The sequence below is a fragment of the Anoxybacillus sp. P3H1B genome, from assembly GCF_001560855.1.
GTDB lineage: Bacteria > Bacillota > Bacilli > Bacillales > Anoxybacillaceae > Anoxybacteroides > Anoxybacteroides rupiense.
Window position 1 is genome coordinate 24,097 of record NZ_LPUG01000015.1, and the last position, 14,059, is coordinate 38,155.

The window sequence follows — 14,059 nt, forward strand, 5'->3', positions numbered from 1 at the left end:
GATGGTTAAGAAACAGCCATTAGAAGGAATGAAAGTGTTAGAAATGGGAAATTTTGTTGCAGCCCCTTTTGCTGGAAAGATATTGGCTGAATTTGGCGCTGAGGTGATGAAAGTCGAAGAACCGAAGGCGGGAGACCCATTAAGAAATTGGAGGTTGATGCATGGCGATACATCCATATGGTGGTACGTGCAGGCAAGAAATAAAAAATCGATCACGCTTAATTTAAGAGATGCTAGGGGGCAAAAGATTGTCAAGCAGTTGGTTCAAAAAGTAGATATCGTATTAGAAAATTTCAAACCCGGGACGCTTGAAAAATGGGGGCTTGACTACGAAGAGATGAAAAAATTAAACCCATCGATTATCATGACAAGAATATCCGGATACGGTCAAACAGGCCCGTATCGTGATAAAGCCGGATTTGGAAGTGTTGCGGAAGCCATCGGTGGGTTGCGATATTTAACAGGGTATCCAGATCGTCCTCCCGTTAGAACAGGAGTCGCTATCGGTGATTTAACGGCTGGTTTATATGCAGTTATTGGAACGTTAATGGCAGTATATGCAAGGGAGAGGGATGAGGCAAGGCGAGGACAGTTAGTGGATGTTGCATTATATGAATCCGTATTTAGTCTGCTTGAAGGGATGTTGCCTGAGTATATTTTAACCGGAGTAGTACGGGAGCGATCAGGCAGTACCTTGCCCGGAATTGCTCCATCTAACACGTATAAGTGTAAAGATGAAAAGCACGTGGTGATCGGAGGGAACAGCAATAACATCTTTCAAAGATTGATGCAGGTGATCGGTAGGGAGGACCTAGCCAATGATCCGAAGTATGCGAATAACCAAGGGCGTGCCGAAAATGCTGAGTTCATTGATAGCGTGATAGAATCCTGGACAAAACAGCATACCTTAACGGAAGTATTACAAACGCTCGATCGCTCCTCCATTCCAGCAGGTCCTATTTATAGTATTCAGGATATTGTCCATGATGTGCAATATCAAGAGCGAGAGATGCTGTTGCCGCTCGAGTTGGATGATGGGCAGGAATGTCTTTTTCCTGGAATTGTACCGAAATTATCAGATACGCCGGGAGAAATGAAGTGGATCGGTCCTAAATTAGGAGAACACAATGACGAAATATATGCTGGCATTCTCGGTTATTCTGCTAAACAGCTAGAAAAACTTAAGCAGGAGGGGGTCATTTGAATTGGAGACTGTCCAAATGATTGATGTAAGCCCTAGAGATGGCTTGCAAAATGAGCGCTATTTTGTGCCTACGGAGAAAAAGGTCAAGTTAGTGGAAATGCTAGTAGCAGCGAACATAAAAAAAATCGAAGTCACCTCCTTTGTTCATCCGCGCAAAGTTCCACAAATGGCAGATGCAGAGCATGTGCTGCAGCTGTGTGAAGGGTTTAGTCATACAGAGCTTGTCGCACTTGTCCCCAATCTTACAGGATTTCAACGAGCTGTCCGAACTCATATATCCGAAATCAATTGGATCACCGCAGCAACGGATACATTTAATGTAAAAAATATCGGTATGAGTATGGAAGAGAATTTTGAGAAATTTAAGCAATTAATAGCAGAAGAAAACGGTAAAGAGAATCTTCAGATCTGCTTTTCAATCGCTGTAAGCTTTGGCTGTCCTTATGAAGGAGAGGTACCACCAAAACAAGTCTTATCACTTGTTGAGCGGGCCGTCCGTGCCGGCGTTCACCGGATCGGCATTGCGGATACGATTGGTGTGGCAACTCCAAAGCAAGTGAAAGAATTACTTGCGGATATATTCAAAATAGCAGGGGATATTCCTGTTGCTGTTCATTTTCATGATACAAGAGGACTGGGTCTGGCTAATGCTTATGCTGCTTATGAAATGGGGGTCAGGATATTCGAAACCGCTGTGAGCGGAATTGGAGGTTGTCCCTTTGCTCCGGGAGCTGCTGGCAATTTGGCAACAGAGGACTTGGTATATATGTTCGAACGAATGGGCATTCATACTGGTATTCACTTTGAAAAGCTATTAGAAGCCGCCGACTTTGCTGCTAGCCTGACCGCAAATCCAGCTTTAGGAAGGGTTAGACATGTGGAAAAAATAAGGAAAGGAAGAGTGTAAGGATGAAAAAGTTATCATTTATACTGAGTATCTGTTTCTTATTATCTATTATTTTAAGCGGTTGCGGCGGCAACACGATGACAAAACAAGCATCAAGCTCTGGCGGAAAAAATGAATATGAACCAGTTACAATCCGATTAGCGTATAATTTGCCTCAAGATCATCATATTTCCATCGGAATTGAAAATTTTGCTAAGAAGGTGACGGAAAAATCAGGAGGAAAGGTCAAAATTCAAGTATATCCGGCTGGACAGCTGTTGAGCGATAAAGAAATGAACCAAGCGATCTTGACAGGCGGAGTGGAAATGGGAGTGAATTCGTCGACATTATGGTCTTCCGTTGTTCCGGCTATGGGAATTTTTGATGTCCCGTATGCCTTCTCAAATTATGAGAAAGCAGGGAAAGCGTTATCCGGAGAGATGAGAGAGAAGTTAAATCAAGCAATGGAAGAAAAAGGAGCCAAAGTGTTAATGTATGCAGACTATGGCTATGCGCAATTTGCCAATAATGTTCGGCCGCTTAAATCTCCTGCCGATTTTAAAGGACTTAAGATTCGTAGTATCGGAGAGATCCCCTCAGAAATGATTAAAGCTTATGGTGCTTCCCCAGTATTTTTAGGCGCGGGAGAGGTGTACACCGCTTTGCAGCGTAAAACGATAGACGGAGCCACATCAGGAACTACGGCGATGCTGCAACGCCATTATGATGAGGTAGCTAAATATTTAACGATTAATAACTATGCCTATTTAGAATTTATTCTGGCGATGAACAAAAACTTTTGGGATCGCCTTCCAGAAAACACAAAAAATCTATTAAGCGAAACGGCTAAAGAAACGGAACAATGGATTCGCGCGCAAGCAAAATCGGAAGATGAAAGAACAGCCAAAGCGTTAAAAGAAAAGGGAATGAAGATAGAAGCCATTTCAGAAGCGGAATTGCCGGAATGGAAGAAAGCAGCTGAACCGGCGCGCGCTGCCTATATCAAACAAGCGGGAGATTTAGGAAAGGAATTGCTTGACAGCATAGAGCATCTTCAATAAAGCGAACTTTACGTTAAATGGAAAAAGGGAGAGAAAGATCTTCTCCTTTTTTCAGAAGGAGGAAGAAGATGAAGCGTTTCTCATGGGTGTATAAAACGTTTGATCAGTTAGTCTTTGCTGGAGGTATAGCGGCAGGCATCCTTATCATATTGACTACATGTATGACGACGTTTGATGTCATTTCGCGAGCCGTCTTTAATCGTCCAACCATTTGGGCTACCGAGCTGTCCATCTACGCGATTATAGGAAGCTGCTTTTTAGGCTCTGCATATGCTGTTCGATCGTATTCTCATATTACAGTAGATTTATTCATTAATGTATTGTCTGATCGTATAAAAAAAATATTGGCTTATGTCTCTAATGCATTAGGCCTTATTTTTAGCATCATTTTTACGGTTTATGGATTTAAGTATGTATTTGGCACATATCAGCTAGGAACGACATCTGCCTCGTTGTTACGCATACCTATGTATATCCCAGAACTGCTTCTTCCAATCGGAGGCATATTACTTTGCATTGCCTTTATTCTTCAAATAATGGATGGCGGCGTTCAGAAAGGGGGAGGACATATATGAATATTGCCTTTTTTCTCGGTGGAATGGCTTCGTTATTGTTGATCGGTTTACCAGTTGCCTTTGCCCTTGGCTTATTGGCCATTAGTGGAATGTATCTGTTCAACGGCGGAACGTTTTCTTTTTTGCAAATTCCGATCATTTCTTACAAATCTTTAGATGATTTTACTCTTACGGCCTTGCCTATGTATGTGCTGATGAGCCAAGTTTTGGTTGTGAGTGGTGTAGGACGTGATCTGTATGAAATGGCAAGCAGATGGTTCCGGCATTTTCCGGGCGGGTTAGCGATTGCCACATTATTTTGCTGCGCGATTTTTGCTGCTATATCTGGGTCCAGTGTAGCAACGGCTGTTACAGTTGGAGCGGTTGCGCTCCCGGAAATGACCAAGCGCGGATATGATAAAAAAATGGTGCTTGGCTTGCTAGCAGCTGGTGGAACGCTAGGTATCCTTATCCCGCCCAGTGTGCCGATGATTATATATGGGTCTGTAACCGGCGAATCCATTGGGAAATTATTTATGGCCGGTATTGTTCCGGGAATATTGCTAACGATGGCGTTTATGATCTTTGCGTCTTGGAAAACGCGTCACATTAAGGAAGCTCCAGCTACTTGGCAAGAAAGAAAGGAAGCATCGAAGCGCGCTATATGGGGATTGATTTTGCCAATTGTGGTCATTGGTGGTATTTATATAGGAATTTTTACTCCTACCGAAGCAGCGGCGATTGGTGCTATGCTTAGTATTCTTATTTCTATTTTTATATATAAAAATTTAACGATTTCCAATATCAAAACCATTGTATTATCTACAGTTAAAACAAATGCGATGATTTTAATGCTTATTGTCGGTGCGATGCTGCTTGGATATATTATGACCGTACTGCAAATCCCACAAGCCATCACGCAATTCGCTATTTCGCAAAATGTATCACCGTGGGTGATCTTTATTTTAATTAATATCGTATTACTGATTTTAGGTTGTTTCTTAGAAACGATCTCCATCCTGGTCATTACGCTGCCAATCTTATATCCAATTATCACTTCGTTAGGATTTGATCCGATCTGGTTTGCCGTAGTGATGGTGGTAAATATGGAATTAGCTTTGATCACTCCTCCTGTTGGATTGAATTTATTCGTTTTGAAAGGGCTAGATCGAACCAACACGATAGCCGAAATTGTCAAGGGGGTAATCCCATACGCTATTATCATGCTTTTATTTATAGCCGTTTTGTCATTTTTCCCGGAAATCGCAACGTTTGTAGTAAGCGATCGGATGAAATAACTACATCGCGAAGGCGCGTTGTAAGGGACTAGCTTTGTCCGCTTCCTAATATTTGATATATAGAGACCTGTGGTGCTGGTTGGACATATGGCATGCAGCGATGATAGATGGTATCTCTTGATCCCTCTATATTTCTTCCCTATATGAACAGGGGATGATCCGCTTTCGACGGTTGGATGCCCGAACAACAAACTGCTTCACCAAGCGATGAATGGATCTGAAAGCAGTGTTGGTCGGGCTTTTGTTATGCGTTGACAGGATAAAGATAGACCTAGATTTTAACATCATCCACCTACCCCACCTCTTCACGGAGTGGAGGTGGGATAGGTTCATTATTTATAGAGATGGTGAAACTCTCTTTGTGTGTTTATAAGCGACGTTTTTCATTTTTTGGACATGATCAATTCCATAGTTTTACTTTTTATGGAGGAAGTTATATAATACCAATTAAATTGATAGAAAAATAGAAATTTTATTTTGTTTTGTTAGGCGATAGAGCAAGGTAACACTTGATGGTTAAGTAGGGTCAAAAATCGACTCGTAGCTCTATTGGTTAGTGGAAACATGGCGTTTTTGTTTCATGTCTATATCTTTCAACGCTAGAGTGCACAATAGGGAGAGCAGCAGGATAACATTGTTATGTAAAGATTTCAGTTTGAAAGGAGAAGATCGGTATGGGGAAAGATCATGATCGCGAGAATGAGAATATCGAAGCAATGCGAACGGAGACGCTGGTGATTCACGGTGATGACGATCGAACGAATGATGATACCATTGCGCCGCCCATTTATTATACAGCAACGTTTCGTGCTCAGGATTCTGATGAGTTTGCCGAAATGGCAGGAACACCTAGACATCCTCAGTATTATACTCGTTACGGAAATCCGGGACATCGGCGCGTGGAGAAAATTATGGCGGAGCTTGAAGGAACCGAAACGGCGCTTGTTACGGGATCTGGAATGGGGGCGATTGCGACAGCTGTATTATCTTTAGTGGGCGCGGGGGATCATGTAATTGCTCAGACACGTCACTATATGAGCACGGCGAAGATTATGGATGAATTGCTGCCGCGGTTTGGCGTCCAAGTGACGTTGGTCGAGCAAGCGGATATCCACGCTTTCGAGCAGGCGATCCGCCCTAATACAAAGCTGATTATGGTGGAGACGCCGGCCAATCCGACGCTGGTGCTGACAGATTTAGCAGCGGTAGCGAAATTAGCACGTTCGCATGGCATTCTTACTATCGCGGATAATACGTTTGCCTCACCAATCAATCAGCGTCCGCATGATTGGGGCATCGATATGGTTGTTCATAGTGCGACGAAATATTTAGGAGGGCATCATGATCTAACAGCTGGCGTCATTTGTACAAGCCAAGACTTGGCTGAACGAATTTGGCATACCCATATTTCGATTGGTTCTGTGCTGTCGCCGATGGATGGCTGGCTGCTTCTGCGCGGCTTGCGTACGCTCCCGTTGCGAATGGAGCGCATTAACGCCAATGCATTGGCTTTAGCCACATTTTTAGAGCAGCAACCGCAGATTGAGCGCGTGTATTATCCTGGCCTCCCAAGCCATCCTCAGCATGAATTAGCTAAATCGCAAATGCATGGATTTGGGGCTGTTATTGCTTTCGCTGTTAAAGGCGGATATGAAGAAACGGAACGTTTTGTATCTGCTTTGCAATTGCCATTTAACGCCGTAAGCTTAGGAGGAGTTGATTCTCTTGTGGTTCATACAGCAGCCATGTGGAGCGGCGTTATGTCGGAGGAGCAGATGAAGGTAGCCGGAATTCCCGCTAATTTCGTAAGGTTTTCGGTAGGAATTGAGCATATTGATGATTTGAAAAGAGATATATGGAAGGCATTACAGGCGATTTAACATGATCGACCGAGAAGCCCCCCACTTTTTAACGGAGTGTAGGTAGGGGAGGTGTATTCTTTTTTTTAACGTAATTCCCGAAAGAAGTCTCCCACCTACTCACTGGGCTGTCGCTCCGTTCCTTGAGGATGGGAGACTTCTTTCGGAACGCTGTTAAAGCGAAACGATTTAATAAGCGGTCCAACCAGAATCAGCTGTAATCACGGTGCCATTGACGAAGCTTGAATCATCAGAAGCAAGAAATAGAGCGACTTTGGCAATTTCCTCTGGCTCGCCGCTCCTCGGATTGGCGTTCATTCCAGCGGTTGCCCGTTCCATCCCGAACGGATTAGGATGATTGATCGTTGTGCCAATGTTCGTATTGACGCCCCCAGGGGCAATCGCGTTGCAACGGATGCCCATATTGGCATATTGAAATCCCACGTTTTTGGTTAAGCCAATCACGGCATGCTTGGAAGCGGTATAGGCAGCTCCAGCTCTTGAGCCGTATAGCCCTCCGATGGAGGCAATGTTAATAATCACACCATGTCCTTTGTTCAAAAAGATCGGCATCGCTCTTCTAATGGTTCGCATCGGTCCAGTCGTATTGACTGCCAAAACTTTTTCCCACAGCTCGTCTGTTAGGTCTGCAACCGGTACGAAATTATCCATAATTCCTGCATTATTGACAAGAATGTCTAACGTTCCATATGTTTGAACAGCTGTGTCAATTAATTGCTGAACATCTTCTTCCTTGGCAACATTCACTGTAACAGCGGTTGCTTCTCCGCCATTTGCACGAATTTCCTCCGCCGTTTCGTAGGCGCCTTTCTCGTTCATATCAGAAACAACGACCTTGGCTCCTTCCTTGGCAAATAAAACGGCGATAGCTTTCCCCATGCCTGATGCAGCTCCAGTAACAATAGAAACTTTATTTTGTAGCTTCACTATAATCCCCCCACTATAAAAAAATAAGAATGTCCATAATAGTATTGTATCATTTTTGAAGTATGAGTTATGAAATAATCGTGAATATTTTGTAAATGATTCTTCGCTATGAAGGATGCTTTTTCTATGATCACTTTTAAAAGGAGAAAGTTTGTGGGCTAGCTGCTTTTATCACGCAAAAATACAGGAGGGATTCAATGGTTGTCCATATCACATGTGATGTTGAGTTTGGATGAACGTATGAGGGCTGCAATAGACAGCAGCATGCATCCATATGGGGCAATGAAGTTGAAAGGGGCGGAGGAGTATAGAAATTCCGCCTCAATTTTAAACCTATTTGTGAAACGACTGCTTTTTACTGCTCTTTCCATTCCAGTAATATCTCTAGCAATTTAAGAATGGTTTTTTGATCCTTAACGCTCATTGCTTGCAAGTGGGTAATGATTTGAGACAGGGTATACACTTGAGAATCTGAATGAGAATGAATGGATCGAAAAAGTTCTTCCAGCGAAATGTCTAGGGCATTAGCCACCTTTTCTATACTCCCTAAAGTAGCATTCTTTTCTCCGCGTTCCAACTGTCCAATATAAGTAGTGTGGAGGTTAGCCATATGGGCTAACTCCTCTTGGCTTAGCCCTTTTTCTTTACGAAATTTTCGAATACGTTCTCCAATGATCTTCGGTAAGTCACTCATTTTACCACCTCTCTAGGTAACAGTAGCCCTAATCTTTAAATTTTACCCAGAGACAATAGATATTAAAATCATATTAGTGATATACTATAGATATTATCGCTTTACAAAAAATGTCGAAAAAAATGGATCGCTTGGTTAATCTATGCAAATGCCTGTTCAGCGGGCATTTATAAAAGACGGAACAGGGAAACAGAAGGCATAGTCATTAGGGGGTTATATGCTATGTTGAACACAAACGGAGCTATACTAGAAGACATTATTCGCGAGAGAAGGTTTCGTCATGTTTTTCAACCGCTCTATGTATTAGAAAATTGGCAAATATTCGGATATGAGGCCTTGCTGCGCTGCGAGTTTTTTCAAAATCCGGAATGTCTTTTTCAATGGGCCATGGCAGAAGATAAATTGTATGATTTGGATATTTGTTCCATTGATCGTGCTTTGACATCGTTTTATGTGGAACATACCCAATTGTTTGTGAATGCGTATCCTTCTACAATCACTCATCCTTCATTTCCAGATTTTCTTGAAAAAATCAGAAACTGCTCGTTTTCTAATCGCAATATTGTATTGGAAATTAATGAGGCGCAAAAGGTGTCAGATGTAGGCTTGCTCAAAGAAAAAATCCGTTTTTTAAAGAGTAAGAAGTATGCCATTGCTCTTGATGATTTCGGCAAAGGGGAGACGTCTATGCGAACCGTCATGGAGTTGGAGCCGGATTTCGTCAAGCTGGATCGTTTCTATGCTGTCGATTTATCTGTTTCAAAGGAAAAGCAAAACGAAATCCAACTGCTTTTGGAGTTTTGCCAGCCAAGAAATATATATGTTGTTTTGGAGGGAATCGAAGAACCAAAGGATCTAGCGATGGCCAAAGCATTAGGCATTCATTTAGGACAAGGATATTTATTAGGGAAGCCATCGCCAGTTCGCGGGGTGAACTAAAAGAAGGGAGGATTTGTTGATATGGAAATAATGATAAGCGCAATTTTCATGTGCCTATTTTTACTTATCTTCTCTCTTATCCTTTTTCATGCCTTTTATAAGCAACAATTAAGAAAAAAGGAAGAGCAAATTCATACGTTGAAGGAATCGGTAACCGATTTGCAGATCAAGCTAAAAGATAAGGAGAAAAGAAAAGCCTTTCGCGTGAAATTGTTTGAGCAGGAATGTCATTTTGAATTGCTTGAATCTGGCAATCAGCCATTAGGAAACCTTAAAAATAAAAAAGGAGCGGGACAAATTAATGATATAAGCCGTACGGGTTTACAAATAAGTTGCACGTTAGATTTGCCTGTCCGAAAACAAATTTTTTTACAGATTTATTTTGTTATTGATGGTGAGCCTTTCTCTCTGAAAGGGAGGATTGTGCGGAAAGAAGAGCTGATAAACCATGTAATCTACGGAATAGAATTTGTTGATCTGCATCAAAGAGATCAGCAGAAACTGCATCGATTGATCCAAAGGTTAGAAATTGAAAGGAGAAAAAATGCAGAATGACCGGGCTTTATGGTCCGTTTTTCTTCAAGTCATGCTTTGATGTGCAGTTTATTAAGTTGAGATTGTGAAAGCTGTTTCAACAAAACGATTTAATGGCGGATGAAGCGAATTTACGCTTCTTTTTTTGAAACAGCATGATTAGGCATACTGCTTGTTTTTGAAAAAGAAAATGAGGGCATGTTCAAAGGCTGCAGCCATTATCCGAAGTGCCGATTTACAGAAAAGATTTCCTAATTTACGAGTGTGGATGAGACGTTTGTGATTGACAAGATGATAAACATTTGTTTATAATTTAAACAAATGTTTGAGGATGCTGAGGTGCATTCAGATGAATGAAAAAGAGCAACGAATTTTAACACTCATTCGCAAAAATCCATTTATTACACAACAAGAATTAGCTGAACAGCTTGAGCTTTCGCGCTCGGCTGTGGCAGGCTACATCTCTTCGTTAACCAAGCAAGGGAAAATTGTTGGCAGGGCCTATGTGCTTCCAGAATCATCGCGGATTGTATGCATTGGGGGAGCGAATGTCGATCGCAAAGCGCAGTCGCTCTCAACCGTTCAGTTTGGTACATCCAATCCAGTCACTGTTACGCAAAGCTGCGGCGGAGTCGCGCGAAATATTGCTGAAAATTTAGGAAGGCTGGGCGAATCGGTTTCTCTTTTAACCGTTGTTGGCGATGATCAGGAAGGAGAGTGGCTGCTGGCGACGACAGGTGCCTATGTCGATATGAGTCAGACCGCAAAGCAAACCAATGCTCATACTGGCACCTACACGGCTGTTTTAGATGAAAAAGGAGAAATGGTCATTGCCCTAGCTGATATGGCGATTTATGACACGATTACCACTGATTTTATTCGAAAAAGATGGCCGTATATTTCTTCTGCTTCTATTGTGCTATTGGATACGAATTTTTCGAGCGAGGTGTTAACATTTGTGATTGAGCGTTGCCGCGAGGAAGGGATTCCGTTGTGTGTCGCGCCTGTGTCGGCTCCCAAGATGAAAAAGCTGCCTAGCGACCTCCGCGGTGTGACATGGTTGATTGCTAACCGAGATGAAGCGCTCACCCTCGCAGGAATGGAAGGAGAAAGAACAGAAGCGGCAGGTGATTACATTCTTTCTCTTGGTGTCGAGCATGTCGTTATCACTTGCGGCGCCAAAGGGATTACGTACAAAACACAGCGCGGAGAGAGTGGGACGATCGCTGCGCCGTCGATCGATGTTGTCGATGTAACGGGAGCGGGCGATGCGTTCGTTTCCGGATTTTTATACGGAATGAATCAAGGAAAATCGTTTACCGATGCATGCCGGCTTGGCATGAGCAGCTCCATCATCGCGCTGCAGACGAAGGAAACGGTTTGTTCGAGACTGAATGAACATGTATTGAACCAAACATGCCAACACTATTTTTCATAGGAGGCCAAACAAATGAATGGAAAAGATGTACTTGTACTATCAAAAGAAGTAGCAAAAGCAATAGAAGAAAAGCGACCGATTGTCGCTTTAGAGTCGACCATTATCTCCCATGGAATGCCATATCCGCAAAATGTCCAGACAGCGAAGGAAGTGGAACAGCTTATTCGGGAAAATGGTGCTGTGCCAGCAACGATCGCTATTTTGGACGGAAAAATTAAAATTGGCTTGAATGATGAAGAATTGGAGTTTTTGGGAACAAGCAAAGAAATTGAAAAAGTAAGCCGCCGCGATTTGCCATACGTCATTGCGATGAAAAAGCACGGAGCGACGACAGTAGCAGCGACTATGATTTGCGCGCATATGGCGGGAATTCAAGTGTTTGCGACAGGCGGCATTGGCGGTGTCCATCGCGGCGCTGAGCAAACGATGGATATTTCCGCCGATTTGCAGGAATTGGCGCAAACGAATGTAGCGGTTGTGTGCGCTGGAGCGAAATCGATTTTAGACTTGGGATTGACGCTGGAATATTTAGAAACGCATGGTGTACCGGTCATCGGTTATGGCACGGAAACGTTGCCTGCTTTCTACTCGCGGACAAGTCCGTTCAAGGTCGATTATCGCCTTGATGCTCCAGAGGAAATCGCTGCGTTTATTCAGACAAAATGGGAACTTGGTTTAAATGGCGGACTTGTGATTGCGAACCCGATTCCGAGAGAAGCGGAATTGGAAGAAGCATATATTAATTCAATGATTGCCGCCGCATTGAAGGAGGCGGAAGAAAAACAAATTACCGGAAAAGCAGCCACGCCTTTCTTGCTTGACAAAGTTAAAGCATTAACCGGAGGAAAAAGTTTAGAAGCGAACATCGCCTTAGTGAAAAACAATGCCGTACTGGCGGCGAAAATTGCGGCTCATTTGTGCTTATAAAGCATAAGGTATAGAAAATCATAACGGCAAATATAAAAAGCGCTTGCTGCTTAATGGCAGTGGGCGCTTTTTATAGCTTCCGCAAGAGGAGTGAACCGTATCAAAAGGCAAGTGTCTCAACGATCAGAAAAGTTTGCAGCGTCTTCGTACGATAAAACACAAAAACCGAACGACCAACCGCTTGATAGATCGATGAATGAACGACCAACAACGGCGTTTGGGCATCCGGCCATCAAAACAGCCTGTTAAACGATTGTGGCTGCTCGCTTGAAAGAGCTATAGATGTCTCGTGGTTTGACTTGGATATGAGGGGTTGCGGCGGAAACGCTGACGAAGATAGGGGCTTACCCAATAATCCACCCCCCATTTTCCTGCATTAAAGCCGGCAACGAGCAAAAAGAAGGTAAGCAGTACCATCTGTGGATTGGTGCTGGTCGTGCCGGAAAACATAAAGGCAAAGTTCATCACGGCTCCCATAAGCGCTGAGAAAGTTGTAAATATGCCAAGGATCAATGCGGCACCAACCAGAATTTCTCCCCATACTACTAACGCATTAAAAAATTCGACATTTGGCAAAGCGACATGCTTTAAAAACGCTGCCCACCATCCTTGGACGGCTGGATGCTCACCTGAGGAGTTAGCGATCGCTCCTTTTAAAAAGCCGGTTGCATCAAACTCTCCGGTTTGCTTTTCCCATCCTGCTGTCAGCCAAGTATAGCCAAGATAGAGCCGTATCAACAGTAGAATGAAGGCTGCACTGGCCTGCTGTCTTAACCAGCTCATAAACATCCCCATATTCCTTCCCCCTCTATAAGTTTTGGCCTTTCTTTTATATAAACGCAGATTGTTTGTCCAACCTTCATTCGATGGCTGGTGGTCAGTCGCTCAATCTGCCTTTATATCATTTTGTTCGGTCTATCTTGACTATTCCAGATGTAGCTTAACGTTTTTATTTTATATTGATATGAAGTTTGGGCCCTTTTTTCAGTCTTTGTCACCCAAATGCGCAATGATGGCAAGTTTGCCGAGTTGATTCAGCAGCCATCCGTTCTCCACAGATTCTTTTTGTTATCTTCGGATGCCATTTATGATAAAAAGATGGTTGTTGATCGTCGCGAAGGATCGGTTATTCTGGCTGTGATAGCTTAATAGTTTCATCATAAGTGGGAATAGTTGGCATAGTCAAGAGCTTTTACAGATAAAAGGATGAACATTTATGGACGCGTTTATTTCGTTGAAGGAATGAAAGCTGCCGGTTGAAAACGAACCAATAAAAGAAGAATCATCGTTTCTATCCTTTGCTTGCCTTTCGTTGCCATTGGAAAGCAGAGGCCAGCGCTTTCTCTTTTCAGCCATCAATCTGTCGTTTGTTTCATCCGAATTATATATAATAGATGTAACGTATCGTATGAACATTTGCATAGATGCGGAGTTTTTCAATCTTCAAGTTAAGTTGTAAATAAGTCTCACTGTTTGGTAAACATCATCAATGGAGCCCTCTTGATTCGTTTTTTAACATATTGATCGAGAAGTTTCCTGTCTCATCACAAAGTGGAGGTGGAAGAGATGAGCGAATGGCGCAAGCATCAAGATTTAGCGGCATTGAAGCAAGATGTGGAGCCGTTTCTTGAGCGTTATGAGGGTGAAAATACTTTGTTGTATCTCTCTTCAAACCGATCAGCACCCTTTTCAGTTTGAAAAAATAAACAATACGGGG

General features: G+C 42.9%; 15 protein-coding genes. 12 read left to right on the forward strand and 3 right to left on the reverse strand.

Annotation, left to right across the window (positions count from 1 at the left end; all coding sequences use genetic code 11):
• The first annotated feature begins 1 nt into the window (after position 1).
• The 6 genes from AT864_RS09310 (at position 2) to AT864_RS09335 (ending at position 6,883) form a co-directional block, all read left to right on the forward strand.
• The gene (locus tag AT864_RS09310; protein ID WP_044746371.1) at positions 2 to 1,204 is read left to right on the forward strand and encodes a CaiB/BaiF CoA-transferase family protein; all 1,203 of its coding nucleotides are present in this window, start codon (positions 2 to 4) and stop codon (positions 1,202 to 1,204) included.
• A gap of 1 nt (position 1,205) precedes the next feature.
• On the forward strand, positions 1,206 to 2,111 hold the full coding sequence (locus tag AT864_RS09315; protein WP_156450521.1) for a hydroxymethylglutaryl-CoA lyase: 906 nt from the start codon (positions 1,206 to 1,208) through the stop codon (positions 2,109 to 2,111).
• 2 nt (positions 2,112 to 2,113) lie between these two features.
• Positions 2,114 to 3,151, forward strand: a complete 1,038-nt coding sequence (locus tag AT864_RS09320; RefSeq protein ID WP_066148513.1) for a DctP family TRAP transporter solute-binding subunit — start codon at positions 2,114 to 2,116, stop codon at positions 3,149 to 3,151.
• Positions 3,152 to 3,219: 68 nt separating this feature from the next.
• Positions 3,220 to 3,726, forward strand: a complete 507-nt coding sequence (locus AT864_RS09325; RefSeq protein ID WP_044746373.1) for a TRAP transporter small permease — start codon at positions 3,220 to 3,222, stop codon at positions 3,724 to 3,726.
• On the forward strand, positions 3,723 to 5,003 hold the full coding sequence (locus AT864_RS09330; protein WP_044746374.1) for a TRAP transporter large permease: 1,281 nt from the start codon (positions 3,723 to 3,725) through the stop codon (positions 5,001 to 5,003). The genes AT864_RS09325 and AT864_RS09330 overlap by 4 nt, the downstream gene beginning before the upstream one ends.
• 674 nt (positions 5,004 to 5,677) lie before the next feature.
• Complete coding sequence (locus AT864_RS09335) at positions 5,678 to 6,883, forward strand: PLP-dependent aspartate aminotransferase family protein (RefSeq protein WP_066148515.1); 1,206 nt, start codon at positions 5,678 to 5,680, stop codon at positions 6,881 to 6,883.
• Between the two features lie 168 nt (positions 6,884 to 7,051).
• On the opposite strand, the gene AT864_RS09340 is transcribed toward AT864_RS09335, so the two are convergent.
• Entirely contained in the window at positions 7,052 to 7,810 is a 759-nt protein-coding gene (locus AT864_RS09340) for an SDR family oxidoreductase (protein ID WP_066148518.1), read from the reverse strand.
• Between the two features lie 355 nt (positions 7,811 to 8,165).
• On the reverse strand, positions 8,166 to 8,504 hold the full coding sequence (locus tag AT864_RS09345; RefSeq protein ID WP_044746378.1) for a helix-turn-helix domain-containing protein: 339 nt from the start codon (positions 8,502 to 8,504) through the stop codon (positions 8,166 to 8,168).
• Positions 8,505 to 8,726: 222 nt separating this feature from the next.
• Between AT864_RS09345 and AT864_RS09350 the strand changes: the two genes are divergently transcribed.
• The 5 genes from AT864_RS09350 (at position 8,727) to AT864_RS09365 (ending at position 12,342) form a co-directional block, all read left to right on the forward strand.
• On the forward strand, positions 8,727 to 9,443 hold the full coding sequence (locus AT864_RS09350) for an EAL domain-containing protein (RefSeq protein ID WP_066148520.1): 717 nt from the start codon (positions 8,727 to 8,729) through the stop codon (positions 9,441 to 9,443).
• 21 nt (positions 9,444 to 9,464) lie between these two features.
• The gene (locus AT864_RS09355; RefSeq protein WP_231734622.1) at positions 9,465 to 9,998 is read left to right on the forward strand and encodes a PilZ domain-containing protein; all 534 of its coding nucleotides are present in this window, start codon (positions 9,465 to 9,467) and stop codon (positions 9,996 to 9,998) included.
• Between the two features lie 147 nt (positions 9,999 to 10,145).
• Positions 10,146 to 10,232: a topoisomerase DNA-binding C4 zinc finger domain-containing protein gene (locus tag AT864_RS18680; RefSeq protein WP_369815520.1), complete on the forward strand. Its 87-nt coding sequence runs from the start codon at positions 10,146 to 10,148 to the stop codon at positions 10,230 to 10,232.
• A 94-nt stretch (positions 10,233 to 10,326) separates the two neighbouring features.
• Positions 10,327 to 11,415 carry a carbohydrate kinase gene (locus AT864_RS09360; protein ID WP_066148522.1) on the forward strand — a complete coding sequence of 363 codons (1,089 nt, stop codon included), beginning with the start codon at positions 10,327 to 10,329 and terminating at the stop codon, positions 11,413 to 11,415.
• A 12-nt stretch (positions 11,416 to 11,427) separates the two neighbouring features.
• On the forward strand, positions 11,428 to 12,342 hold the full coding sequence (locus tag AT864_RS09365) for a pseudouridine-5'-phosphate glycosidase (RefSeq protein ID WP_066148524.1): 915 nt from the start codon (positions 11,428 to 11,430) through the stop codon (positions 12,340 to 12,342).
• Positions 12,343 to 12,618: 276 nt separating this feature from the next.
• Here the strand turns inward: AT864_RS09365 and AT864_RS09370 are convergent, their stop codons facing one another.
• A complete protein-coding gene (locus tag AT864_RS09370; RefSeq protein ID WP_066148720.1) occupies positions 12,619 to 13,131 on the reverse strand; it encodes a DoxX family protein in 513 nt (170 codons plus the stop codon).
• 777 nt (positions 13,132 to 13,908) lie between these two features.
• Between AT864_RS09370 and AT864_RS18505 the strand changes: the two genes are divergently transcribed.
• Positions 13,909 to 14,040: a hypothetical protein gene (locus tag AT864_RS18505; protein WP_255357500.1), complete on the forward strand. Its 132-nt coding sequence runs from the start codon at positions 13,909 to 13,911 to the stop codon at positions 14,038 to 14,040.
• The last annotated feature ends 19 nt before the right edge of the window (positions 14,041 to 14,059 follow it).